Origin of the sequence: Micromonospora profundi (assembly GCF_011927785.1) — a bacterium.
GTDB lineage: Bacteria > Actinomycetota > Actinomycetes > Mycobacteriales > Micromonosporaceae > Micromonospora > Micromonospora profundi.
This window is the reverse complement of sequence record NZ_JAATJK010000001.1, coordinates 1,687,119-1,712,564: the sequence shown is the minus strand read 5'-3', so window position 1 is coordinate 1,712,564 and position 25,446 is coordinate 1,687,119. Positions and strand designations below refer to the sequence as shown.

Sequence of the window (25,446 nt, the reverse complement as noted above, 5' to 3'; positions counted from 1 at the left end):
GGGTCCCGTCGGGGAGAGACCCCGGGCCTCGCGTCACCTGCAGTTAGTTGGCGCGCACCTCGGCCGGCGGCTCCTGGCCGTAGTCGTCGCGCCAGGCCTCGGCGATGTTCTCCTTGGTGGCGGCCATCGGCGATCCGACGACCAACTCGGGAGCCTTCTTGCCGAGCAGCCCGTAGGCGCCGACGATGCCCAGGTTCTGGCCGAGGCGGGTGGAGCCGTTGGCGACGACGCCGACGATGTTGCCGCCCTTGACCATGTCGGCGGCGAGGTTCGCCTCCAGGTCGTTCGTGACGATCTTGACGTCGGTGCGACCCTGCTGCCGGGTCGCGGCGAGCACGCCCTCGGCGGCGGTCGCCCAGGCGACGTAGACGCCGTTCAGGTCGGAGTGGCGGGTCAGCATCGCGGTCGCGATGTCCTCGGTCCGCGCCGGGTCGGAGAACCCGGCCTCCTCGACGATCTTGATGTCGGGGTAGAGGAAGTTCAGCCAGTCCTTGAACGCCTTGTCCCGCTGGTTGGTGAACCAGAAGTCGGCGTCGTGGTAGATGTAGCCGACCTTGCCCTTGCCGCCGAGCGCCTTGCCGAGCATTTCCGCGTTGGCCTTACCGAACGCGGTCAGGTCGGCGGTGACGATGCCGACGATCTGCTCCCCGGCCTTGTAGCCCTTCGGCGGGGTGGTCATCACGACGAGCTTGACGCCGGCGTCGACAGCGGGCTTGAACGCCGCCGCGGCAGCGGTGGGGTCGACAGCGATGGTGACGATCAGGTCGGGCTTGAGCGCCAGGACGGTCTGCAGGTTGTTGGCCTGCCGGGCGGCGTCGAACTCGGCGCTGGTGCTGGCCAGCACCTTGATGCCGAGCTGGTCGAACTCCTTGCGGACGCCGGACTCCACAGCCTTGGTCAGCGCGGAACCCTCGTGCCAGACGAAGGCGGCCGAGAAGTTGCCGTCCTTGACCTTCTGCTGCTCCTCGGGGGTCAGCGAGAGCTGGTCGGCGGCGGTCGGCGTCTCCCCGCCGGGGCCGACGAACGACAGGCTCGGTTCGGTCCGGGGGCCGCTCGACGCGCCGCCGTCATCACCGGACGTCTCGTTCGAGCAGGCGCTGACCATGAGCGCCAGGGCGCAGATCGCGCCCAGAACTGCCCCACGCCTACGGGTGAGATTCATAGCTCTTCCCTCCACAGCAACGGGCCCGGAGCCGGTGGCTCCGGACTGAGACGGGGTTCCGACGTGACCAGCACGGCACGTGACAAGGGACCCGTGCCGTCACCCCGGCTCCGGTCCGTACCGGCGGGGCGGCGGCCTCTATTTCCGTTCAGGGTGAAAGTATTAACGTCCCTGCTCACACCCGTCAAGAGGCCCGCTCGGAGATTTCGGCCACGCGGTTCGACCGCAAAGATGGGTATCTGTCCGGCTACGACGGAAATGCAGCCGACAGCGCGGGCTACCGGCGGTATCCCTGGAGCCGGGCGAACCGACACGCGCTCGGGTGTTGCGGCGGCCAGGGCGCAGCCTTAACATTCGGTCGGAAAGAAATAGGGGAGGTGGACGTGGAAGCACAGGCGCCGCGACGCGCGAACCGGTCGACGGTGCTGACGCACGTCCTCACCCACGGCCCGGTGACCCGCACCGCCATCGGCCAGGAGACCGACCTCTCCCCCGCCACGGTGTCACGCATCGTCGAACAACTCCTCGACGAAGGGCTGCTGACCGAGACCGACGGCACCCCGAGCACCACCCGGGGCCGGCGGGCGACACGGGTGGCGATCGCCGCCGGACGGGGCGTGGTCTGCGGAGTCGACGTCGGCGGTTCCAACGTCCGCCTGGTGGTGGCCGACCTCGCCGCCACGCCGCTTGTGGGCCGCACGGTCCCCACCCCGGCCGACTACGACGCCCCCCGGCTGGCCCACTGGCTGGCCGACCTCATCCGGCAGACCGTCGGCGATCATCTCGACCGGCTCGACTGCGTGGCGGTGGGGCTGCCCGGTGCCGTCCGGCAGCACGACCGCACCGTCCGTAACGCGCCGAACCTTCCCCAGGTCGAGGATCCGGAGTTCCTCCGCCTGCTGGAGAAGCGGCTGGCCACCGGCATCGAGGTGGACAACGACTCCAACTACGCGCTGCTGGGTGAGCTGCGCTTCGGCGCGGCGCGCGACACGCAGACAGCTGTGATGTTCACGATCGGGGCCGGGCTCGGTGCCGGCGTCGCCATCGAACGGCGGCTGTTCCGGGGCCGCAGCGGCATGGTGGGCGAGTTCGGGCACCTGCCGGCCGGCCCGCTGGGCGGCGCACTCGAACAGATCATCACCGGGCCCGGAATCCTCGCCCGCGCCCGCGACCTCGGCCTACCGTTCGACAACGCGGCAGACGTCTTCCACTCCACCGATCCCCGCCTGGTGCCGGTCAAGCAGTACGTCGAGCAGGCACTGCTGATCATCCTCACCGCCGCCGTGGTGGCCTACGAACCCGAGGTGATCGTCCTCGGCGGCGGCATCTCCCACGCGCTCACACCCGATCTCGGCCGATTGGGCAGTCGGCTGAGGGAGATCGTGCCCTCCGCCCCGGCGGTCGTCCAGAGCGCCGAACTCGGGGACCTCTCCGGCGCGTTGGGCGCCGTGGTGGCGGCGCTGCACAACGCGTACGGCCGGCTCGGGCTCGCCGAGGCCGACCTCGCCCACGTACCCCAGTCGGACGCGCTCGCCGGCTGCGACCTGCGCGCGTTGGCCGCCACGGCGGACGCCTGATCGTCAGACGCCGCCGGGCCGTGCCCCGACTCGGGGCTCCGGCCGGACGGCGCCGCTGATGGTGGGCCGACGACAGTGCGATCGCCGGCCCACCATGCCGAAGGGCTACCGCACCCGCAGCTGCTGATGAACGGCCGCGGTGGAGGCGTAGGTCGTGTCGCCGGAGTAGGCGACGTGGACCGGGTATCCCCCGGCCGACAGGCCGCTGGTCGGCAGGTTGACGACGGCCGCGCCATCGGTGAGCGACACCACCTGCGTGCTGCCACCGAAGGTCACGGCGATCTCACCTGTCACCTGCGGCGCCTTCTTGTGCTGGGTCTGCGCCCGCAGGTCGACGTCCAGTGTGAACGTGCCACCCCTGACGATCGACGCGGGCGCGGCCTTCGCCTTCACCACGACCCGTGCCGCGCCCGGGGGCGTCAGGGTGACCCCTGCCGTGCCCGCCTTGGTCGGGTCGACCACCGACGTCGCCACGACGGTGAGCGCCGAAGCGGTCTCGTTCGCCGCCACCGAGAGCCGACCGTCCGCGGAGATGGTCGTACCCGCCGACGTCGCTCCCGTGACCGACCACGTGACCGCCGGGCTCACCCCGTCGTTGGTGGTGACCTGGGCGGCGAACTGCCGGGTCCAGTTCCAGCCCCGCGTCAGGGTCTCGGTCGCGGGGGTCACCGACACCGAGTCGACCCCCGACCACAGGAAGTCCCGCGCGAAGATCGTGAACAGTTGGCCGGCGGTCATCCCGTCGTGCGCACCGGGCACCTGGGTGGTGTAGGCGTCGTACCCGCGGGCCCGGAAGTTGTTCGCGATGCCGTTATGGGCGTTGAGGTTGCCCTCGAAGACGCCGTTGCCGAGAAACACGAAGAGATCGTCGTCGCCGACCGCCGCGGCGATGTTGTCGTAGTCCTGCGGGGTGAGGGACGGGTTGCCGGAGAAGTGCCCGTAGAAGCCGAACGTGGTCGGGTAGTTACGGATGACGAAGCCGCCGGTCGACCCGCCGTAGGAGAACCCGCCGTAGGCACGCCCCTCCCGCTCGGTGGAGACGTTGTAGGTGGACTCGATCAGCGGCAGGATCGTCTGGACCAGGTTGTTCGCGGCGTTGGTCTGGTTGTACGAGGCGAACCCGAGGCTCGTACCCGTGAAGTGGTTGCCCATGGTGACGACCACCGTCGGCTCGATCTCGCCCTTGGCCGTCATGTTGTCGAGGATGTTCGGGACGTTCGCGGGGACCATGAAGTCGGTCTCGTCGCCGAAGATGCCGTGGGCGAGATACGCGACCTTGTACGGCTGGGCGCGGTTCGGGTCGTAGTTCGGCGGCAGGTAGACACCGAGGTAGTGGCCGCTGTCGCCGAGGATCGTGGTGTAGGGGATGTACCGGACGGTGCCCCGCCGCGACGGGTCCGCCACTGGCAGCTCGTACTCCGCGCGCTCCTTCAGCACCGGGTCGTTCTGCTTGTCGGCGTACGGCACGTACACGGCGTCGAGCACGTCGTTGTTGCGGACCCGGAACGAGGATTCGCCCGGGGGCCGGGGGTTCGTCGAGGCCGGGTCCCAGATGCGCTTGTTGACCCAATCCTGGGTGGGGTCCCAGACCCGGTACCAGTAGCTGAGGCTGCCGGCGTGCAGCGGGAGCGAGACCGACCAGCGTCCCGTGGAATCCCTGGTCATGTCCCTGAGGAACTCGGTGCCTCCGGAGTGGTACCGACCCGGCTGCCAGGCTTCCGGCTGGTACCGCGTGGTGCCGGTGCCGACGTCGAGCAGCGTCAGGTCGCCGGCCAGGCGGACCTGCGTGGCGTTGGGGTTGTGGTAGACGAACCTGACGGTGTAGCCGGTCGGTGAGGCGCTGTCCGCAGTGACGGTCGCACCTTCCACAAGCGCGGTCGTGGCGGCGGCGGCAGCCGGCGCGGAGACGATCGCGCTGGCACCGAGTGACGCGAACGCGAGCAACGCGACCGCACGCGCGAACCCGCGCCTTCCGATCGCCTTCCTCATCTGAGCACACACCTTTGTAGTCTCATATCACGGCCTTTCAGACCCACGGTTCTATTCGGACACTGTCGACTGAGGGCAGCACTGATCGAGCCCCAACCGGGGGCGCAGCGCTTGATTCGGCTCACTACCGGAGGAGCCACCGGAGCTGAAGGCGTCTGGGGACGGGACGCGGGTTGGTGGTGGTGGGACGTGAAGAGCCTCCTCCTGGGCCACCCGGGCTCGCGCCCGTCGATAACGACCCGTTCCGGCACTCTCTGGACCTGATGCTGCGCTAAATCGAATTAGCAAAATTAGTGTGGCCGCGCACACCTTCCGCTGTCAAGGGATCTAGCGCCCGCGCGCGGGCCCGACCGCCGGATGGCCGACGAAGGTGCGACCGTCGCGCGGGGCGAGCTCCACCGCCACGGCGAGGGTGCTCGGGCTGGCTGCCCTCGTGGCGAGGGCGCCGATGTCGACCCTCCGGCCGGCGCCGTCGGTGACGAAGCCGGCCTCCAGCCGCAGATCGCCGAGGGGTACGTCGAACATTGTCGACGCGGCCCTCAGGAGCCGTTGTCGGGCGATGGCAGCGGCGACCCGGATCGGCGCATAGGACGGCCCGCCGGCAGCCGGGGTGCCCGCACGTTCCGGCCGGGCGTCGGCAAGTGCGACGCGGATCCGTCCGCGCGGTACAGAGAGTTCCTCGGCGATCAGGGCGGCGGTCGAGGTGGTGGCCGTCTGCCCCATCAGGGCTCGCGGCACCGCGATCGAGACGGTTCCGTCCTCACTGACCTCGACGGCGATCAGTGCCGATGTGGTCAGCGCCACGGCGGTCATGATGTCGTTGAGGCCGAGCAGCTCCATCGGGTCCGACGACGGCAGCGCGGCAGCACCGGGGGTCGTCACCAGTTCCGCAGCGGTCACCAGCACCGGCGCGGCCAGCACGTACCCGGGGAAGCGTCCCCGGGAATTGCGCTCCACCATGGCCGTTCTCACTGCTGATCGGTGTGCTGTCTCGCGAACTGGGTGCGGTGCGTCGGCAGGGGTCGGGGACGCGACACCGGCCGCGTCCCCGACTGCGACGTGCACGATCAGGATGGACGGTTGCCGAGCGGGATCTCGATGTTGATCTGCTGCCCCTCGGACAGGAAGAGCAGGGCCAGCTTGCGCAGGAACTCGTCGAAGAGCCAGTACGACGGCGGCGCGAGGGGAAGCGGAAGCAGCGCCTCCCGGACGGCGATGAACGGCCCCCAGGCCGTCTGCAACAAGGTGTCCCAGAGCGGTTCCCGGGGGATCTGCAACCAGTTGGCGATCTGGTTGCCGAGCAGGAACCTCGTGAACGAGCCGAGGATGGGCTTGCTCAGGATGCCGGCGTCGATCTCCTTGCCGAGGTCGAGCAGGATGTCCGCGAGCGCGATGCCCTCGGGGGTCGGTGCCAGCACCGGGTCGAGGACCTGGTCGGCCTGGGCGTTGGCCTCACTCCACGTGGCAGGGATGTACTCGTCCTTGATGCCCAGCATGTGTGCGGCCACCTGCCACAGGTGGAGGAATGCTGTCGACTCCCGGGTGGGGATCGGAACCCGCCACGCATTCAGCTGGCGCATGACAGTGGTCGGCAGGCTGTGCCACGTGACCATCATGTCCCGCTGACTGATCGGGATGTCCTCCGGGGCGACGGCCACCCACCTCGGCGACTGCGGCAGGAGATGACGTACGCCGGCGTGGGCCAGCCGGGTCTTGACGGCCGTCACGATCATCGAGCCGGTGGGCTGGTAGGCGTTGGCCGTGCCGATGTCGTACCCGAGCTTTGCCGTTTTGGAGATGCGGTCCTTCATGTCCGCGCCGCCCTCGGAGTAGTAGACGGCGCGGGCCTCCTTCGGAATGACAGTGCTCATCATGCCGCTGGCCAGACCGTACAGGACGCCGAGGTAGAGCCCCCGCTTCTCGTTGAACTGCACCGCGGTGGCGAGCTTGCCCTGGTCGACCCAGGACGGAAGCTGACGGGCACGTTGGATGAACTGGTGTACGTCAGCGGGCAGACCGTCCGGCAGCGGCTGCCCGTTCCTGGTCCAGGTCCGCAGCACCCGGTTGACCAACGGCGCGTCGCCCCTGTCGAGCAGCGAGGCGACCAGAGGGTCGGCCTCCTCGTCCCACACCCATCGCGGATCGGTGCCCGCCCCGGCGCCCGCGACCGAGCCCATTGGGGACCAGGACCATGGTGCGGCCTGCGCTGACGTGGTGGCACTCAACGCGCCGAGCGCGCCCAAGGCCCCACCGACCTGCAACATCCTGCGTCTGCTGACTGGTTCCACGTTCACTCCTCGGGGTCGAGGCCATTGATACGGTGAAACAAATGTTGCGACTGTGTATCAGATGAGAGCACACTGTGCCGAGGATCACAAGGCCGAATGCGATGACGGTCGATGTTCGGCCCAACCTGAACTGCACGGACGCCACGCCGTCCGCAATCCCCACTGTGGCAAGGGGTTGCGGTGTTCCGTCGCGATCGGACGGTCCATGACCGAAGAGGCGCCCCGCGGAAATGGCCGGGCGGCAGAGGCGCTTGTGCACATGGGACAGCGCGTGGTCGACGGCGGGGCGTCGCGACGCTGGCTCGTGACGGACACCGTCGAGGAGAGGAAACGAGATGAGCGTGGTCGACGGGCAGCTTCAGGGCAAGGTCGCCTGGGTGACGGGCGCCGGCCAGGGCGTGGGGGCGGCGATCGCCGAAGGGCTGGCGGAGGCGGGCGCTTCCGTGATCCTCCAGTCGCGCCGGTTGGACGCGTTGGAGGCGGTGCGCGACAAGATAGTCGCCAACGGTGGCACGGCGGACATCGTGGCCGGCGACGTCACCGACGAGGCTGTTGCCGAAGCCGTCGTGACGTTGGCCCGGCGACGATGGGATCGCCTGGACATCCTGGTGAACAACGCCGGCATCAGCCCGGCGCTGCACCGCAGCGAGCAACTGAGCGTCGCGGACTGGCAGCAGGTGATCGACACCAACCTGTCCGGGGTGTTCATCTGCGCCCGCGCCGCCGGCGCGATCATGATCGAGCAGGGCGCGGGCAGCATCGTCAACATGTCCTCGGTGCACGGCCAGGTCGGTCTTCCGCGGCTGGCCGCCTACAGCGCCAGCAAGGGCGGGGTCGAGCAGCTCACCCGGACGCTGGCACTGGAGTGGGCGGCCGCCGGCGTCCGGGTGAACGCGGTCGCGCCCGGCTACCTGGAGACACCGATGACGGCAGGGCTGCGCAGCCACGACCAGTGGTCGAGGCGGTTGCGCGAGCGGATTCCGATGGGCCGCTTCGGGCTGCCGCACGAGGTCGTCGGCGCCGTCGCCTTCCTGGCGTCGGACGCCGCCAGCTATGTCACCGGCAGCGTCCTGCACGTCGACGGCGGGTGGACCGCGCAGTAACACCGGTCCTGTCCCGACGAGCGCCGCTGCGGCCGCCCCTGCCCGGGGGCGGCCGTTTGGTTAGGCGAAGTTCTAGCGCGGGTCACGACTGCGATCCAGATTAGCCCGTGCGGATAGTCGGTCCTTCCCAGAAAGTTAGCCCTCGTTTACAGTGCTGTCACAGGCTGCGGCACCCTCGCCACCACCACGATGAGGGGTACACCGGCCTCACCCCACCAGGCCCGGTTACGGCTGAAGGAGTAACCCCATGGACCCCGCCGACGCTCTTGCCGACCAATGCGCCAAGACGGCCGCCAATCTGACTGTTCCCGTCCTGCTGCACCGCAACGCCACAGACTTCGCCGACCTGCCGGCGCTGACCACGCTCGACCGCGACGACACCCGCACGTGGGCGCAACTGCACGGCGAGGTCGCCGAGCTCGCCGGCGGCCTGGCCGACATCGGCCTGGAGCCGGGCGGCCACATGCTGATCATGATGTCGAGTCGGCCGGAGCACTGGCTTGTCGACCTCGCCGCAGTCCACCTGGGCGCGGTGCCCTCCACGATCTATCCGACGCTGAGCACCGACCAGATGCGATACGTGGCACTACACAGCAGCGCCCAGGTGCTCGTGCTGGAGAACGCCGCCGCGCTGGCCCGCTGGCGTCCGGTCCTGCCGGACCTTCCGCACCTGCGCCGGATCGTGGTGGTCGACGCGGCCGAGCCCGACGATCTGTCCCCGAAGACCGTGCCGCTGTCGCAGGTGCGTTCCGTCGGTCAGGCCGCGCACCGGGCCGACCCCGCCGCCTTCGAGCGACGCTGGCGCGCGATCCGACCTGAGCAGCCGGTGACGTTGCTCTACACGTCGGGGACGACCGGTGACCCGAAGGGGGTCGTGCTCAGCCACCACAACGTGATCTACCAGGCCGTGGCCCTGGAGGCCAACGTGTTCGTCCCCGACCACGCGCCGTCGGTGGCCTACCTGCCGCTGGCCCACATCGCGGAGCGGTTCCTGGGCATCTACAACCCCATCTACCGCGCCGGCCACGTGACCATCTGCCCGGACCCCACCCAGCTCGTCAAGGCCCTGCGCACTGTCGCTCCGTTCTCGTTCTTCGGCGTCCCGCGAATCTGGGAGAAGATGGCCGCAGGCGTCCAGGCCCATCTGGCCGCCGCGGAGCCCGCCGTGCAGGCCGCCTTCAGCGCCGCGAGCGCCGTCGCCCTCCAGGCGTACGAACTGCGCGCGGCGGGCGAGGCCGTGCCCGACGATCTGGCTGCTCAGTTGGCGCAGGCCGAGGCCACGGTGCTGCGCCCGATCCAGTCCACACTGGGCCTGCAGAACATGGTCTGGGCCGGCAGCGGCGCCGCCCCGATCCCGGTCGACGTTCTGCGGTTCCTGGCCGGGCTCGGCGTCGACGTGCTGGAGGTGTGGGGCATGACCGAGACCACCGGCACCGCCACCATCAACCTGCCGGAGCGTTTCCGTACCGGCAGCGTCGGCCGGCCTCATCTGGGCATGCAGGTACGCCTCGCCGACGACGGTGAGATCTTCGTACGCGGACCGTTGGTGTGCTCCGGATACCTGCGCGCCGACGGCAGCGTCGAGCCGGTCGTCGACGCGGACGGTTGGCTGGCCACCGGTGATGTCGGCACGATCGACGACGACGGCTTCCTCACCATCACCGACCGCAAGAAGGAAATCATCATCACCTCCAGCGGCAAGAACATCTCGCCGGCGTACATCGAAGGACTGCTTCGGGCACATCCGCTCATCGGTCAGGCCGTCGCGATCGGCGACCGGCGACCGTACGTGACAGCGCTGATCGTGCTCGACGACGAGGTCGCTCCCCAGTGGGCGCGGGCACGTGGCATCAGCGACGCGCAGCTGCCCCACCTGGCCTCGGACCCCCTGCTGCTCGCCGAGATCCAGGCCGCCGTCGACGCCGCGAACGCCAGGCTCGCGCGACCGGAGCAGGTGAAGACCTTCGAGGTGTTGCCGTCGAGTTGGACGCCGGAGTCGGGCGAGCTGACTCCGACGCTGAAGCTGCGCCGCCGGGTCATCGTCGACCGGTACGGCGACAGCATCGACGGCCTCTACCAGTCGACTGTCCCGGCGGCCGAGTCCACCACCGGATAGCCGTACACCACTGTCAGCGATCGGTCGGCGGCTCCGGTCCGGTGCTCGGCGGCGGCACCGGGCGGGCCAGCCACTTCGGGTCGAGGTCGGGCGGCGGTGGCGGTGCGCCCAGGTCGGAGGGCTCGTACCCGTGCGGGTAGCCGGGGTAGGTGCGGTTGTCCGGCGCGATTGTCAGCCTGCTGGTGCCGCGCGGCGGCATCAGGCGTACCGCCGCAGCCCGGCCGCGCAGCCCGTAGGTGACCACGGCGGACACCCAGCGCGGCGCGGCCGGGAGCCCGAAGGCGGCGCGCAGCTCGGCGGGCAGCAGTGCGAGCACGCCGAGCCGCGCGGCGCGGCGCAGCGGGCGCGGGTACCAGGAGGCGAACAGATCCAGGGTGTGTGCGGCGATGCGCTGGTTGCTCGGGTCGTAGCGGAACGTGGCCCGTTCGTACTCGCGCTTGAAGTCGAGGAACGCGTCGAAGTCGTCCGGCACGTCGCGGATACCCATGCGCGCGCCGACAGCCCGGTAGTAGTGGAACGCGGCCAGCCGCTCGTGCTCGTGCAGCCGGCGCCAGCCGAACCGGTCCAGCCAGTCGATCGGCTCGTACACGAACGTGGACAGGACGTAGCGCATGTCGTCGTTGGAGATGGCGTACCGATGATGTGCCCGGTTGATGGCCTTGAGCGCCTGCCGGCCGCGCGGCGAGTCGTAGCCGTGCTCGGCCATCTCGGCCATCAGCAGCGCGGTGTCGTCGTACCGCCGCTGGGCGCGGAGCCGGAACTCGCCGGTGGCATCGAGCAGCGCCGAGATGCTCGGCACGCAGTACGTGCGCAGCAGTGCCAGCTCCAGCGCCCGCTGGTAGTCGAAGGGAAACTCGTAGCCGATCGAAATGCGGTAGATCTCGTGATGGTCGCGGACCGGATCGAGTGCCTCGATACGGCGCAACCAGCGGTGTCGGCCGCCATCAGCCATCGCGATCACCTCCCCAGCAGGTTCGGCGACGGCGCGGCCCGATGTCAAGGCCGCGTGCGGCATCCGGCCGGGTGCCAACGACCTTCACAAACGGCGAGAGGAAGCCACGATGAACACGAGCACGGCCCGAACCAGCTTCTCCGAGCTGCGCCGACAGGGCGGCCGGGTATCCGCCGCCGAACTCGACGACATCTGGGCCGCGTTGGACACGGTTCGCCCCGAGGAGATTCTCGGCGAGTGGAAGGGCAGCGCGCTCGACACGGGGCACCCCCTCAACGGGCAGCTGGACCGGGTCCGGTGGTACGGCAAGCGCTTCGTCTCCCGCACCGACGTCAAGCCGTTGATCTGCCGCGACGACAGGGGCGAGTTGTACTCCAACACCGTGCTCGGCAAGGGCGAGGCCAGCCTGTGGACCGTCGAGTTCCGTGGCGAGTCGACCGCCACCATGGTCTACGACGGGCAGCCGGTCTTCGATCACTTCAAGCGAGCTGACGAGAACACCCTCATGGGGATCATGAACGGCAAGAACGTCCCCGCCGACGGTCCCTTCTTCTATTTCGTCCTCGAGCGCGCGGCCTGAGGCTGACCGCTCGCGAAGGAGTCCGCCATGCGAATCCGAGCTGCCGTCACCGACACCCCAGGCGGGCCGTTCGTCGTCCAGGCCGTGGATCTCGAGGCCCCACGGCCGTACGAGGTGCTGGTCCGAATGGCAGCTGCCGGCCTGTGTCACACCGACCTCAGCATGCAGGCGAGCTGGCCCCGCCGGCTGACTCCCATGGTCTTCGGCCATGAGGGTGCCGGCGTGGTCGAGGAGGTCGGCGCGGCAGTGACCACTCTCGCGCCGGGTGACCGTGTCTGCCTGACCTTCAACAGTTGCGGTGCGTGTGAGCAGTGCGTGGCTGGTCATCCGGCGTACTGCCGTCGCCAAGGGGCCCTGAACACCTCCGGCGGGCGGGGCGACGGCACCACCCCGTTGTCCCGCGACGGCGCACCCGTACACGCGGGGTTCTTCGGCCAGTCCAGCTTCGCCACGTTCGCGCTCGCCCACGAGCGCAACGCCATCCGGGTCCCTGACGACCTGCCGGCCGTCGTCGCCGCGCCGCTTGGCTGCGGTGCGCAGACCGGGGCGGGTACGGTACTCAACCGCCTGCGCCCCGAGCCGGGGAGTTCCCTGGTCGTCATCGGTGCCGGCGGGGTCGGACTCACCGCGCTCATGGCCGCGCTCGTGCGCGGCTGCGCCCCTGTCATCGTCATCGAGCCGGTCGCCTCGCGACGCGCCCTGGCCGTCGAGCTCGGCGCCACGGCGGGCCTGGACCCGGGAGCGGCCGACCTCGTCACCAACGTGCGTGACCTCACCGGCGGCGGCGCACACCACATCGTGGACACCACCGGCCGTCCGGAGATGCTTCAACAGGCCGTCGCCTTCCTGCGTCCCCGGGGCGACCTCGCCCTCGTCGGTGTCGGTGCCACAGTCGCCTTCGACGTCATGAGCCTGCTCACCAAGGGGATCCGGGTCCACGGCGTGATCGAGGGCGACGCGGACCCGACGCGCTTCATCCCCGTACTGGCCGATCTTCACCAACGCGGCCTCTTTCCGCTGGACCGGCTCATCGCCGCCTTTGCCTTCGACAACATCGGTGACGCCGTGGCCGGCATGCGCGACGGCTCCGCGATCAAGCCTGTGCTCACCTTCGGTTGACCCGGGTCGCTACCCCTTGCCGACCGAGTTACGGTCCTCTATGTTAATAGAAAATCACACGCCCGGATAACTTGAAACCTGCTTGTAGCACCCACCTCAAGCTGGTGTTCAGGGCGATGTCCGGCTAGCCCGGAAAGCGGTGGCTAATGGAAAATCTCAGCAGACGAAGCGCCCTGACCCTCGGCGCGGCGCTGGGTCTGGTAGCCGTGACTGACGTGCCCAAGGCGTGGGCGTGGTCGTCGACCAACTCGATCGCCGGGACCAACGCGGTCACGGACCCGTGGGACGTGTGGGACGACGACACCGACCCGCTCGTCGCCTCCATGCTCGACAATGGCCAGATCCCGGCCGTCAACAACGCGTTCAAATCGTTCATCAAGAACGGCGACCCGGTGCCCAGCGGTCTGCCCCCCGCACTCACCACCTACCTCAGGCAGTTCAACAAGCTGCCGTCGTGGGCCGACCAGGCCAAGCTGGACCGTGCCGCCCAGTTCAACAAGCGCATGAGCATGTACCTGTTCCTGCTGTACGGGCTGGGCAGCGGCATCATGAGCACTGTCATCCCCCGCGAGGCCCGTAACGTCTACTGGTCCGAGGGCGGCGCCGACATGAAGTCACGCGCGGCGAAGACCTTCACCTACGGCTACGACCTGAACACCCCCGACGCCTTCAAGCCGACGGGCAACTTCATCACCACCTCCACCAAGACCCGCCTGACGCACGCCGCGGTGCGGCATCTGCTGCCGCAGTCAGCGGCGTGGCGGGAGGTCACCGACCATCCGATTCCGATCAGCAACGGCGACATCCTGATCACCTTCCACAGCCTGGGCACCTACGTCCACAGCAAGTTGGTGGAGTGGCGTCGCTACGGCCTGCGGGTCTCGGCGGCGGAGGAGGAGGCGTACCTGCACATGTGGCAGGTCGCGCTGCACCTGCTGGGCGTACGGGACGAGTTCATCCCCGCCACCTGGGCCGCCGCCCACGAGCAGTCGCAGTACGCGCTGACGCCGATCCTCGCGCCGACTCGGGAGGGGATCGACCTGGCCGACATCCTGTTGAACCTGACCTCGTCGCTCGACCTGGGCATCACCAAGGGATTCCAACGCGAGTTCGCGCGCTACGTGCTCAGCGACCAGATCGGCAACTGGCTGCGGTTGCCGCGCGACCTCATCTCGCGAGGCGTGATCGAAGCCGGATGGCCGACGTACATCATGTTCCGCGAAGGGCTGTCCCCGGTCATGCCGCGCACCTTCTCCACCTTCGACCACTTCGTGCGCGGCCTGGCGATGCTCTTCCTCAACAACGGCACCTCGGCGTCGCACACCCCCATCACCATCCCGGTGATGAACCGGCCCGGCAGCTGAGTCGGCCTGTGCTCACCGCGTCAGGGCACCGGTGACCAGAGCGGTGACCGCGTCCCGGTGGCCGGGCGCGTCCTGCCAGCGCAGGGCGCGCCCGGCCTCGACGACCACACCGAAGCCGGCGTGAACCAGCAGTCGGGCCTGTCGTGGGTCCAGTTCCGGGCGGACCATTCGTACCTGTTGCTCCCAGACGGCGATGTGCTCACGCTGCGCGAGGATCAGGGGCCGCCGGAGCTCGGCCGGCAGGCCGGCGACCTCGGCCTCGGCGACGCTGTTGAGCGCGTTGTGCTCGAAACAGTAGGCCACGTACGCCGCCGCCAACGCGACGACGGCCTGATGTGGATCGGTCGCCCGGTGCAGGCTCCGCTCCACCGCCTGGGCCAGCAGGCCCGCCGCCTGCAGGCAGGCGGCCACCAGAATGTCGACCTTGCCGGGGTAGTGCCGGTAGATCGCGGACGGGGCCAACCCCACCGCCTGGGCGATCTGCGCGTTCGTGACATTGGCGAAGCCGTCGCGCGCGAAGAGGGGGACGGCCGCCGCCAGGATCTCGGCACGTCGAGTGCGCGGGACGGGCTGGGCGGGCAGTTCGACAAGGCGCGCACTGCCCTCCGCCGTCGCCGGATCGGTGGCCACCACGCCCAGGGCGGACGCCAGCAACAGATCCTCGATCCGGCGTTGGGCGATCGAGGTGCGGTGCATGGTGATGGACCCGATCACGCCGAGGGCCGCCATCGCCCGCAGGCGCTCGTCGGGCAGCGGGTACTCGCGCCGTACCGTGTCGGTGACCCGCTCCACGACGTGCGCGAACTTCGTCCGCAGCAGTTGGCGGTCCGCGCGCTTGAGGTAGCGGGCCTCCCACCGGTAGAGGCCGCCGGACGCGCGGTGGGACACCGTGACCCGGGTGAGGGCGGCGAGCACGTCGGTCAGGGCCGCCTCCGGCGGCCACTCGTCGACGACCGCGACAAGCTTGTCGACGATGACGTTGGCGCACTCGGCGAACAACGCGTACTTGTTCGGGAAGTGCCGGTAGAGGGCTGCGGCGCTGATGCCGACGACGGCGGCGATCTCCTCCATGGACGCCGCGTGGTAGCCGCGCTCGCTGAAGACCTGACCGGCTGCCTCGAGGATGACCTGCCTGCGGTTGCGAGGTCGGGTGGCCGCGGTCGGCCCGGTGGTCACCGGATCAGTCGATCAGGCGTCGGAGGAGACAGGAGCACGCCTGCTAGTCAATCACAGCGCTGTCGCGACCCGTGCTCACCGCCGGGCCGGCGTACCTGGGCGCCACCGGGCGATCGGCCCTGAGGTGTCCGGCCCGGATGCCTGCTGGTCAGGCGTACAGGACGGCGAGGGCCAGGTGGGCCGTCTGGGTGTCGTAACCCTCGGCACTGTCGAAGCGGCCGAGCCGGCCGATGTCGGTGATGACGTTGAGAGCGGCGTGGACGAGCACGCGGGCGTCGGTCGCCGGCAGGTCCGGTCGCACCGCGCGGACGAGTCGTACCCACTCCTCGACGTGCAGGCGCTGCGCCCCGCGCAACTGGTGGCGGTCCTTGTCCGGCAGGTTGTTGTTCTCCGCGAGGTAGACCGCGACGAGGTTGCTCTGGCCGAAGGCGAAGGCGACGTAGGCCCGCACAACTCGGCGCAGGGCGTCGGCCGGGTCACTCGCCTCGGTGATCGCCTCGCTGGTGGCTCCGGCGAGGCGGTCCGTGGCGCGGTAGTAGGCGGCTGCGAGCAGGTCGGCCTTGCTGGGAAAGTACCGGTACACGCTGGATGCCTGCATGCCGGCGGCGCGTCCGATGTCCTCGACGGCTACGGCGTGGTAGCCGTGGCGGCGGAAGAGGCGGATAGCCTCGATGAGCAGCAGTTCCCGGCGCGCCGCCGGGCGCACCGGCGCGGTGCCCGGCGTGCCGCGCGGCGGTGGCGGCAACTGCGGCGCGTCGCCGCGCAGCAGGGTCCAGGCGACCCGGGTGAGCAGTCGCTCGGTGCCGGTGCCGGTGGTCGCCGCGCGGTAGGTGGTCACACTGCCGAAGGCGCTGAGAGCCGCGTTGACGAGCAACTCGGCCTGCTCGGCGGTCAGTTCGGGTCGCAGCTCGCGCAGTGGCCCGGCGAGGCGGCCGACAAGCGTGGTCAGAGTCGCGGCGAACTCCTGCCGATGCTCCGGGGTGAGGTAGCGGCCCTCCCACTGGTACAGCCCCGCGACGCGCCGCTTGCTCACCGCGACGTCGGCGAGCCTGCCCAGCAGCACGTCGAGGACGCCCTCGGCGGTGACCGCCGGTGGGTCGGCGGTCGCGGCGAGCAGCGCGCCGACCATCTCCCGCGTGGCGTGCACGAGGATGGCGTACTTGTTCGGGAAGTGCCGGTAGACCGCCGGGCCGCTGATGCCGACGACGGCGGCGATCTCGTCGACGGAGACGCCGTGATAGCCCCGCTCGCAGAACAGCTCGGCTCCGGCCAGCGCGATGCGGTCCTTGCGATCCTTGGGACGCTTCGTCGCTGCGGGACCGGTGCCGCTGGCTGCTGTTCGCACCCCTACACGTTAGCGCCACCTCGCAGGATTGCGGCGATGGCCCTCAGCCGCCTCGCTTGCCGACATCGACCCAGGCCGAATGCGGCCAGCGGGCATGAGGGGCGGATGTTGCTTGACAAGCGGCCGCGAGCTCAACGAAAGTTAGGCGGGATTCGCATTGAGGTGAGTAGCGAGGAGCTTGGCTATGACAACCGAGGCGTTCATCTACGACGCACTGCGCACACCGCGTGGTCGGGGCAAACCGAGCGGATCGCTACACGGGGTTAAGCCGGTTTCGCTCGTCACCGGCCTGATCGAGGAGACCCTGCGGCGGATGCCCGGTCTGGATCCGGCGCTGATCGACGACATCGTGCTCGGAGTGGTGTCCCCGCTTGGTGACCAGGGCGCCGACATCGCCAGGACGGCCGCCGTCGTCGCCGGCCTGCCCGACACCGTGGCCGGCGTCCAGCTCAACCGCTTCTGCGCCTCGGGCCTGGAGGCGGTGAACATCGCCGCGCAGAAGGTGCGTTCGGGCTGGGAGGATCTCGTCCTCGCCGGCGGCGTCGAATCGATGTCCCGTATCCCGATGGGTTCCGACGGTGGAGCCTGGGCACTGGACCCGGAAACCAACTACACCACCGGTTTCGTGCCCCAGGGCATCAGCGCGGACCTCATCGCGACCATCGCAGGCTACGACCGCGACGTGGTCGACGGCTACGCGCTGCAGTCGCAGGTCCGGGCCGCCAAGGCATGGGCCAACGGCTACTTCACCCGCTCGGTCGTCCCGGTGCGGGACCGCAACGGGTTGACAATCCTCGACCGCGACGAGCACATCCGGCTGGACTCGACAGCCGAGAGCCTCGCCTCGCTTCGTCCATCCTTCGCCGGCATCGGGGAGCAGGCCGGCTTCGACGCGGTCGCGCTCCAGAAATACCACTGGGTCGAACGCATCAACCACGTCCACACGGCGGGCAACTCCTCCGGCATCGTCGACGGCGCCTCGTTGGTGGCCGTCGGCAGCGAGGCCGTCGGCGCGGCCGCCGGCCTCGTCCCGCGGGCACGCATCGTCGCCACCGCGATCAGTGGCGCCGAACCGACGATCATGCTCACCGGCCCGGCGCCGGCCGCGCGCAAGGCGCTGAGCAAGGCGGGTCTCGGCGTCGACGACCTCGACCTGGTCGAGATCAACGAGGCGTTCGCGGCAGTGGTCCTGCGGTTCGTCGCCGACATGGGCCTGAGCCTGGACAGGGTCAACGTCAACGGCGGCGCGATAGCGATGGGGCACCCCCTGGGAGCGACCGGAGCCATGATCCTCGGCACCCTCGTCGACGAGTTGGAGCGACGCGGTGGCCGCTACGGGCTCGCCACCCTCTGCGCCGGCGGCGGCATGGGCATCGCGACAGTCATCGAACGAGTCTGAGGAGTCACGAATGGTCAACACGATCCGGTGGGAACGCGACGACGACGTCGTCCTGCTCACCCTCGACCACCCCGGCCGTTCGGCGAACGTGATGAACAGCGAGTTCGGTGCGAGCCTCACGGCGACAGTCGACCGGCTCGAGGCCGAACGCGACCACATCGCCGGCGTGATCATCACCTCGGCCAAGAAGACCTTCTTCGCCGGCGGCGACCTGGACGCGCTGCTGCGGCTGACGCCCGCCGACGCCGAGGCGTCGGAAGCGGAAACCCGCCTGCTCAAGGACACCGTACGCCGCTTGGAGACACTCGGCCGTCCGGTCGTTGCCGCCATCAACGGCTCGGCCCTCGGTGGTGGGCTCGAACTCGCCCTGGGCTGCCACCACCGCATCGTCCTCGACAACCCGGCCATCGAGACCGGCTTCCCGGAGGTCACCCTCGGCCTGCTGCCGGGCTGTGGTGGCGTCGTGCGCAGCGTCCGCCTGCTGGGCGTGACCGACGCGCTTAGCAACTGGCTGCTCCGCGGTCAGCGGCGCCGACCGCAGGACGCGCTCTCGCACGGGCTGGTCGACGCGATCGCCGCCGACGAGGCCGACATGATGGATGCCGCCCGCGCCTGGATCGCCGCCAACCCCGACGCGATGCAGCCGTACGACCGCAAGGGCTACAAGATTCCCGGCGGCACCCCGTCCACTCCGGCGCTCGCCGCCCAGTTGCCGGCCGTGCCGGCCATTCTGCGCAAGCAACTCAAGGGCGCCCCCTACCCGGCTCCCCTCAACATCGTCGCCGCCGCCGTCGAAGGCGCACAGGTCGACCTGGACACCGCCCTCACCATCGAGGGGCGGTACTTCACCGAACTCGCCACCGGCCAGATCGCCAAGAACATGATCAAGGCGCTCTTCTTCGACGTACAGGCCGCCGGCTCGCGGGACATCGGTGCGGACCATCCACCGCTGGGGCGGGTGGCGGTCATCGGCGCGGGCATGATGGGCGCCGCCATCGCGTACGTGTGCGCGCGGGCCGGGATGCGGGTCGTTCTCAAGGACGTGACCGTCGAGGGGGCGTTGCGCGGAAAGGCGTACTCGGTGGGCGTCCTTGACAAGGCTGTCGCCCGGGGCACGTCCACGCCGGACGAGCGCGACGCGATCCTGGCCCGGATCGAGCCCACCGAGGACATCGCCGACCTCGCCGGCGTCGACCTCGCCATCGAGGCGGTCTTCGAGGACCCCGCGCTCAAGCAGAAGGTGTACGCCGAGATCGAGCAGGTCGCACCGGAGGCGCTGATCGCCTCCAACACGTCCACACTGCCCATCACACTGCTCGCCGAGGGCGTCAGCAAGCCGGAGGAGTTCATCGGGCTGCACTTCTTCTCGCCGGTGGACAAGATGCCGCTTGTCGAGGTGATCCGCGGCGAGCGCACCGACGAGGCCACGCTCCAGCGGGCACTGGGTCTGGTACGTCGGATACGCAAGACGCCCATCGTCGTCAACGACAGCCGCGGTTTCTTCACCAGTCGGGTCATCGGGACGTTCACCAACGAGGGCGTGGCGATGCTGGCCGAGGGGATCCCGGCGGCCACCATCGAGCAGGCCAGCAGCCAGGCCGGATATCCCGCGCCGGTCCTCGCGCTGATGGACGAACTCACCCTCACATTGCCCCGCAGGATCCGGCAGGAGACGGCCGCGGCGACGGTCGCCGCCGGTGGCACCTGGCAGCCACACGCCGCCGACGCGGTCATCGACCGGATGATCGACGACTTCGGTCGACCGGGACGCTCGGGTGGCGCGGGCTTCTACGACTACCGCGACGGCAAACGGGTCGGTCTCTGGCCGGGCCTGCGGGACAACTTCGGCGGAACCAATCTCGACACACCCTTCGAGGACCTGAAGGAGCGGATGCTCTTCATCGAGGCGGTCGAGTCGGTGCGGTGCCTCGAAGAGGGGGTGCTCACCTCGGTGGTCGACGCCAACGTCGGTTCGATACTGGGCATCGGCTACCCGAGCTGGACCGGCGGCGTCCTGCAGTACATCAACCAGTACGAGGGCGGGCTGCCGGGCTTCGTGGCCCGCGCGCGGGTGCTCGCGGAGCGCTACGGTGACCGGTTCAGCCCGCCCCCACTGCTGTTGGCAATGGCCGACCGGGGCGAGCGGTTCGAATAGGCGGTCAGATCCCGGCGGCGAGTCGTTGGGCGTTCATGTACGCGATGGCCTCGACGGAGATCATCGGGTTGACGCCCAACGACGCCGGGAAGGTGGACGCGTCGGCGAGGACCAGGTTCGGGACCTCCCACGTGGCACCGTCGGGCCCGGCGACCGACGTGGCCCTGCTGCCGCCCATGCGGGCCGCGCCCATGATGTGCAGGGCGGCCATGGCGACCTGACCGGGCGCGGTGCCCAAGGTGTCCGTCTGGCGGATGAAGTCCTCGATGGATCCCTTGCCGCGTTCCCAGATCCTGCCGCGCTGATGGCCGGAGAACAGCTTGCGGGCACCGGCCGCCTCGACGATACGAGCCGCACCGGCGATCCCGGCCCGCATGTGGGCGGCGTCGTAGGCGGAGAGGCGGTAGTGCACCACCGGCTCGCCGTCGCTGCCGACCTTGACCTGTCCACTGTCGCGGTCGCGGGTGATGATGCCGACCCCGCTGAGGTTCGGCAGCGACCGCATCTGGTCCAGGTGGTTCCGGGCGCCCGTCCAGCTCATGAAGGACACGGCGGTGGCCGGGTTGGTGGCGGCGGTCTCGTAGATGACGCCGTAGCCGAGGCCGTCGAGATCGGCGTGTTCGGTGGAGTACCGGGTCTGCATTCCGCCCTCCCACGGGCGGACCTCCTCGGCGAACACGCCCCAGACGCCGGTGGCCGGGTGCAGATGGAGGTGCCGACCGATGTTCGGGTTCGTGAGGCCGGAGCGGCGCAACAGGGCCGGCGTCTGCACGCTGCCGGCCGCGGCGACCACCGCGCGGGCACGAATGGTCACCGGGTGACCGTCGGCGGTGTGGCCGGCGACGCCGGTCGCCCTGCCGGCCGTGATGGTGACCGTGCGGACGTCGACGTCGACGAGGAGGCGCGCACCCGCGCGCTGGGCGTCGACGAGCCAGGTCTTTGTCGCGGATTTCTTGGCGCCGATGCGGCAGCCCAGACCACACCGCCCGCACTCGACGCCGGTGTCGCAGCCGTCGACGTTGCGGGGCATCTCGTCGACATGCCAGCCGAGCGCTGTCAGTCCGCGCTCCATGAGCGCGTCACGAGACGAGATCCTGCCGTGGTCGCTGTTGACGCCGAGCCGGGACCACACCGCGTCGAGGCAACGCTCGTACTCGTCAGTGGCGAACTGTGGCACGCCCAGCGCGGCCCACTCGTCGCGAACCCGCGGCGGGGTGCGGAACGACGTGGTGTAGTTGACGACGGTGCCGCCACCGAGGCACTGTCCCTGGAGGATGCTCAGCTGGCCCTCCGCGGTGGCCGAGGGGCCTGGGGCGTAGAGCCGCGACAATCCGGACAGCTCTCCGCCGTCGAAGTCCCTGTCGTCGTAGTACCCGCCCTTCTCCACGACGATCACGTCGAGGCCGTGGCCGGCGAGGACGGCCGCGGCGGTGCCGCCGCCAGCGCCCGACCCGACGACGACGACGTCGCAGTCCAGGGTGGTCGGCGCGGACGGGCGGATCGGCGCCAGGGCGGGCTCGGGGGCGTCGGTCCTGGTGCCGAGCGGGCCGGGGTAGCCGATGGCGGGCCACACCGGCGATCGGCCGGTCGGCCCGGGCGCCATGTAGTAGGACAGGGTGGCCGCGCCCTTGAGCGCCTGGAAGAGCGCCCGCTTGCGGGTGACGTTCGACTCGGCCAGGGCGAGCAGCATCCGCTCGCGGCGCTGCTGGGTCTGCCGGGAGAAGCGCCGTGCGCCGCCGCCGAGGATCAACTGGGTGGCGCGGGAGTCCCACAGTTCCAGCAGTTGGAGGAACTGCTTGACCTCGGCGGCGCGAGGGTTGTGCAGAACCAGCGCGGCCATGATGTCGACCGCGCCGAGCTGACTGGCCGGCGGGAGGTCAGCCCCGTCGCCCGGTGTGAAGGTGTCGCAGATGCTCGCCAGGGCGGCGCGCTGTTTGGCAGATAATTCCATTATCTTTCCCGTTCAGAGCGGTGGGCGGGATCCCGCGTGGCCGGCGCCAGGCGCGGGGGCGGTGCCGAAGTAGGCCTCGGCGACGGCGCGCCGGTCGGCGCGGAGTTCGGCGGCGGACCCGGTGAGCACGACTCGGCCGTGATGAAGCACCATCGCCCGGTCGGACCGGCGGTACCGGCGGTGACAGGCGATCGGCCCGCGATCGTTGGCGCGGGCACCCTCTTCGTGCTTACGGCACTGTAAATCACACGTAACTTCTTGGGAAGAGTTCTGGGCCTCGCACTGATCGGCATAAGTGCGTGCGCGGCCCCCTGCCCACCGAAAGGTGGGGACGACGAGCGGGTGATGTCGAACCATGCCTAACAAAACACCCCGGCCGGCGAGTGTTCGGCACACTCGTCGGCCGGGGTGTCCGCCGATGGACGTGCCATCGGCGGCGTATCGCTTGAGCCTTACCGCATGTGGTCGGACAACCCGTACGTCTTCGCGATGATCTCGCGCTGGATCTCGCTGGTGCCGCCGTAGACGGTGGAGACGACCGAGGATCGGACCAGGCGTTCCATGTCGAACTCGGTCGCGTACCCGTAGCCGCCCATCATCTGCATGGCATCCAGGGCGACGCGACGGGCCGTCTCGGTGGCCTTGAGTTTCGCCATCGAACTCTCCCGGGGCAGCACCTTCTCCGGGGCCCTGTCGACCTGGGCCGCGGTGTTGTAGATCAGCAGCCGGGCGCACTCGATCTCGGTGGCCAGGTCGGCGAGGCGGTGCCGGATCACCTGGAACGACCCGATGGGCCGGCGGAACTGCTGCCGGTTCTTGACGTATTCCATGACGTCGTCGAACGCCCGCTGCGCGGTGCCGAGCATGACGCTGGCCAGGATGAGTCGCTCCATGTTGAGCCCGGCCATCAGTTGCCGCCAGCCGTTGTCGACCTGACCGACCACGGCGTCGGCGGGCAGCACGCAGTCGGCGAAGTAGAGGTCGTTGACCTCCCGGCCGCCCATTGTGTCGATGCCGGAGATGGTCAGTCCGGGCGCGTTGGCCGGGACCAGGAACATGGTGAGGCCGTGGTGGTCACCGGCGCTTCCCGACGTCCGGGCGACAAGCAGGATGTGCTCGGCGAGATGGGCGTTGGAGCACCACGTCTTCTGGCCGTTGATGACGAAAACGTCGCCCCGGTGCTCGGCGCGGCAACTCAGGTTGGCCACGTCCGAGCCGGCCTCCGGCTCGGACATCGCGACCGCCTCGACGACGCCACGGGCCACCCCGCTGAGGATGCGCTTCTTCTGCTCGGACGAGCCGAAGCGCTCGTAGGTGGCGGCCACGATGATCGACGTGGTGAAGCCGCCGATCGGCGCCATCGCCTTGGCCGTCTCCTCCAGGAAGAGGCACAACTCCACCATGCCGGCCCCACCGCCGTCGAACTCCTCCGGCAGCGACAGGCCCAGCCAGCCGAGGTCGGCCATCTTGCGGTACAGCTCGGGACTGTGGGGCTCCCGTCCGCCGTTCGTGAGGTGCTGCCGCTGCTCACGAGTACCTGCCTCGCGACGACAGAAATCCTGCACGGCGGCGACCAGTGATCGTTGCTCGTCGCTCCATTCCACAGCTGTACCTCCAGCGTCGCAAAGGGATTGACAGCAAGGCTAAACTATCGAATATCAAATGTCAGGAGCTGCGGATGACATCCCTCGTTGAGCAACCTCGCCGGTTGCACCTCGTCGACCCGATCACCGGCGAGTCCCGCACCGACTACGACATAGCTGACGCAGCTGTCGTACGCGCCGCCGTCGACAGGGCACGCGAGGCGGCAGGCTGGTGGGCCGGCCTGGACGCGCGGCAACGCCGGCAGCACCTGCTCACCTACAAGGCGGCAATCGCGAACCGCATCGACGAGCTGGCCGAGCTGATCCGCAGCGAGACAGGCAAGTCGATCGCCGGGGCTCAGCTTGAGGTGATGCTCGCCGTCGAGCACCTGGACTGGGCCGCCCGGCACGCCCGACGCGTGCTGAGGCGACGCGGGGTCTCCTCGGGCCTGCTCGCGTTCAACCAGGCCAGCTCCGTGGAGTACGTGCCGTACGGCGTCGTCGGCGTGATCGGGCCGTGGAACTACCCGGTCTACACGCCGATGGGAGCCATCTCGCACGCGCTGGCCGCCGGCAACGCGGTGGTCTTCAAGCCCAGCGAGTTCACCACCGGCGTCGGCGTGTGGCTCGCCGAGCGTTGGAGTGAGCTGCTCCCCGATCGGCCGGTCCTGCAGGTCGTCACGGGTGACGGCACGACCGGGGCAGCACTGTGCCGCGCAGGGGTCGACAAGATCGCGTTCACCGGGTCGGCGGCGACAGGCCGGACGGTCATGGCCGCCTGCGCCGAGAACCTGATCCCCGTCGTGATCGAGGGCGGCGGCAAGGACGCGCTCATCGTCACGGCCGACGCCGACCTCGACGCCGCCGCCCAGGCGGCGGTCTTCGGCGGCCTGGGCAACGCCGGGCAGACGTGTGCCGGTGTCGAGCGCGTCTACGTGGAGCAGGCCGTTTACGAGCCGTTCGTGGCCAAGCTGGCCGAGCTGGTGCGGCAGGTCCAGCCGGGCGCCGAGCCGGACGCGCCGTACGGGCCGATGAGCACGCCGGCCCAGCCCGGCATCGTGCTGCGCCACATCACCGACGCCATCGACCGGGGTGCCCGCGCCGTGGTCGGTGACGCGAGTTCGGTGCGGCCACCGTTCGTCGAGCCGGTCGTGCTCACCGACGTCCCCGAGGACAGCGCGGCGGTCACCGACGAGACGTTCGGCCCGGTGCTGGTGGTCAACCCGGTGCCCGACGTCGACGAGGCGCTACGTCGGACGAACGCGACACGGTACGGCCTCTCCGGCTCCATCTTCACGCGGCATCGCCGCCAGGGGCTGGCACTCGCGGCCCGGCTGCGGGTGGGAGCCGTGTCGGTCAACTCGGTGCTCGGGTACGCCGGGGTGCCGTCGCTGCCCTTCGGCGGCGTGGGCGACTCGGGTTTCGGACGGGTCCACGGCGCGGACGGCCTGCGCGAGTTCAGCCGACCGCGCTCGGTCACCTGGCAGCGGTTCCGGCCGCCGATCGACGTGATGGCGCTGCAACCCGCCGCTTCCGCCATGCGGACCTCGCTGGCGATGTTCAAGTGGCGTCATGGTCGCCACTGAC

18 protein-coding genes are annotated in these 25,446 nt (G+C 69.7%); 9 read left to right on the top strand and 9 right to left on the bottom strand.

Going from position 1 to position 25,446, the window contains the following annotated elements; genetic code table 11:
- Positions 1-43: 43 nt before the first annotated feature.
- Positions 44-1,162, bottom strand: coding sequence for a substrate-binding domain-containing protein (locus F4558_RS07345; protein ID WP_167943601.1), 1,119 nt, complete (start codon positions 1,160-1,162; stop codon positions 44-46).
- Positions 1,163-1,545: 383 nt separating this feature from the next.
- Here F4558_RS07345 and F4558_RS07340 point away from each other — a divergent pair, with 383 nt between their 5' ends.
- The gene (locus F4558_RS07340) at positions 1,546-2,739 is read left to right on the top strand and encodes an ROK family transcriptional regulator (protein WP_053656640.1); all 1,194 of its coding nucleotides are present in this window, start codon (positions 1,546-1,548) and stop codon (positions 2,737-2,739) included.
- Positions 2,740-2,844: 105 nt separating this feature from the next.
- On the opposite strand, the gene F4558_RS07335 is transcribed toward F4558_RS07340, so the two are convergent.
- The 3 genes from F4558_RS07335 to F4558_RS07325 all read right to left on the bottom strand — a co-directional run bounded on the left by F4558_RS07335 (position 2,845) and on the right by F4558_RS07325 (position 7,016).
- The gene (locus tag F4558_RS07335; RefSeq protein ID WP_167943600.1) at positions 2,845-4,728 is read right to left on the bottom strand and encodes an alpha/beta hydrolase-fold protein; all 1,884 of its coding nucleotides are present in this window, start codon (positions 4,726-4,728) and stop codon (positions 2,845-2,847) included.
- Between the two features lie 327 nt (positions 4,729-5,055).
- Complete coding sequence (locus F4558_RS07330) at positions 5,056-5,688, bottom strand: molybdopterin cofactor-binding domain-containing protein (RefSeq protein WP_167943598.1); 633 nt, start codon at positions 5,686-5,688, stop codon at positions 5,056-5,058.
- Between the two features lie 107 nt (positions 5,689-5,795).
- Positions 5,796-7,016: an oxygenase MpaB family protein gene (locus tag F4558_RS07325; protein ID WP_167943597.1), complete on the bottom strand. Its 1,221-nt coding sequence runs from the start codon at positions 7,014-7,016 to the stop codon at positions 5,796-5,798.
- 335 nt (positions 7,017-7,351) lie between these two features.
- On the opposite strand from F4558_RS07325, the gene F4558_RS07320 reads away from it, so the two are divergent.
- Positions 7,352-8,119 carry an SDR family NAD(P)-dependent oxidoreductase gene (locus tag F4558_RS07320; protein WP_053656634.1) on the top strand — a complete coding sequence of 256 codons (768 nt, stop codon included), beginning with the start codon at positions 7,352-7,354 and terminating at the stop codon, positions 8,117-8,119.
- Between the two features lie 247 nt (positions 8,120-8,366).
- Complete coding sequence (locus F4558_RS07315; protein ID WP_167943595.1) at positions 8,367-10,235, top strand: AMP-dependent synthetase/ligase; 1,869 nt, start codon at positions 8,367-8,369, stop codon at positions 10,233-10,235.
- Between the two features lie 13 nt (positions 10,236-10,248).
- Here the strand turns inward: F4558_RS07315 and F4558_RS07310 are convergent, their stop codons facing one another.
- Positions 10,249-11,187: an oxygenase MpaB family protein gene (locus tag F4558_RS07310; RefSeq protein WP_167943593.1), complete on the bottom strand. Its 939-nt coding sequence runs from the start codon at positions 11,185-11,187 to the stop codon at positions 10,249-10,251.
- 109 nt (positions 11,188-11,296) lie between these two features.
- Between F4558_RS07310 and F4558_RS07305 the strand changes: the two genes are divergently transcribed.
- The 3 genes from F4558_RS07305 (at position 11,297) to F4558_RS07295 (ending at position 14,250) form a co-directional block, all read left to right on the top strand.
- On the top strand, positions 11,297-11,767 hold the full coding sequence (locus tag F4558_RS07305; protein ID WP_167943591.1) for a DUF4334 domain-containing protein: 471 nt from the start codon (positions 11,297-11,299) through the stop codon (positions 11,765-11,767).
- Between the two features lie 27 nt (positions 11,768-11,794).
- Complete coding sequence (locus F4558_RS07300; RefSeq protein WP_167943589.1) at positions 11,795-12,886, top strand: NAD(P)-dependent alcohol dehydrogenase; 1,092 nt, start codon at positions 11,795-11,797, stop codon at positions 12,884-12,886.
- 146 nt (positions 12,887-13,032) lie between these two features.
- A complete protein-coding gene (locus F4558_RS07295) occupies positions 13,033-14,250 on the top strand; it encodes an oxygenase MpaB family protein (protein ID WP_167943588.1) in 1,218 nt (405 codons plus the stop codon).
- A gap of 12 nt (positions 14,251-14,262) precedes the next feature.
- Here the strand turns inward: F4558_RS07295 and F4558_RS32100 are convergent, their stop codons facing one another.
- Positions 14,263-15,426 (bottom strand): TetR/AcrR family transcriptional regulator, encoded by a 1,164-nt coding sequence (locus tag F4558_RS32100; RefSeq protein ID WP_167943587.1) that lies wholly within the window; start codon positions 15,424-15,426, stop codon positions 14,263-14,265.
- Positions 15,427-15,574: 148 nt separating this feature from the next.
- Entirely contained in the window at positions 15,575-16,771 is a 1,197-nt protein-coding gene (locus tag F4558_RS07285) for a TetR/AcrR family transcriptional regulator (protein WP_053656622.1), read from the bottom strand.
- A gap of 184 nt (positions 16,772-16,955) precedes the next feature.
- Here F4558_RS07285 and F4558_RS07280 point away from each other — a divergent pair, with 184 nt between their 5' ends.
- Together F4558_RS07280 and F4558_RS07275 are read left to right on the top strand one after the other, a co-directional pair.
- Positions 16,956-18,170, top strand: a complete 1,215-nt coding sequence (locus F4558_RS07280; RefSeq protein WP_167943586.1) for an acetyl-CoA C-acetyltransferase — start codon at positions 16,956-16,958, stop codon at positions 18,168-18,170.
- Positions 18,171-18,180: 10 nt separating this feature from the next.
- Positions 18,181-20,325: a 3-hydroxyacyl-CoA dehydrogenase NAD-binding domain-containing protein gene (locus F4558_RS07275; protein WP_167943585.1), complete on the top strand. Its 2,145-nt coding sequence runs from the start codon at positions 18,181-18,183 to the stop codon at positions 20,323-20,325.
- Positions 20,326-20,329: 4 nt separating this feature from the next.
- Here F4558_RS07275 and F4558_RS07270 read toward each other — a convergent pair whose 3' ends face one another.
- Both F4558_RS07270 and F4558_RS07265 read right to left on the bottom strand, forming a co-directional pair.
- Positions 20,330-22,276 (bottom strand): GMC family oxidoreductase N-terminal domain-containing protein, encoded by a 1,947-nt coding sequence (locus F4558_RS07270; RefSeq protein WP_167943584.1) that lies wholly within the window; start codon positions 22,274-22,276, stop codon positions 20,330-20,332.
- Positions 22,277-22,728: 452 nt separating this feature from the next.
- The gene (locus F4558_RS07265) at positions 22,729-23,880 is read right to left on the bottom strand and encodes an acyl-CoA dehydrogenase family protein (RefSeq protein ID WP_053656614.1); all 1,152 of its coding nucleotides are present in this window, start codon (positions 23,878-23,880) and stop codon (positions 22,729-22,731) included.
- Between the two features lie 74 nt (positions 23,881-23,954).
- Between F4558_RS07265 and F4558_RS07260 the strand changes: the two genes are divergently transcribed.
- Complete coding sequence (locus tag F4558_RS07260; RefSeq protein ID WP_053656612.1) at positions 23,955-25,445, top strand: aldehyde dehydrogenase family protein; 1,491 nt, start codon at positions 23,955-23,957, stop codon at positions 25,443-25,445.
- The last annotated feature ends 1 nt before the right edge of the window (position 25,446 follow it).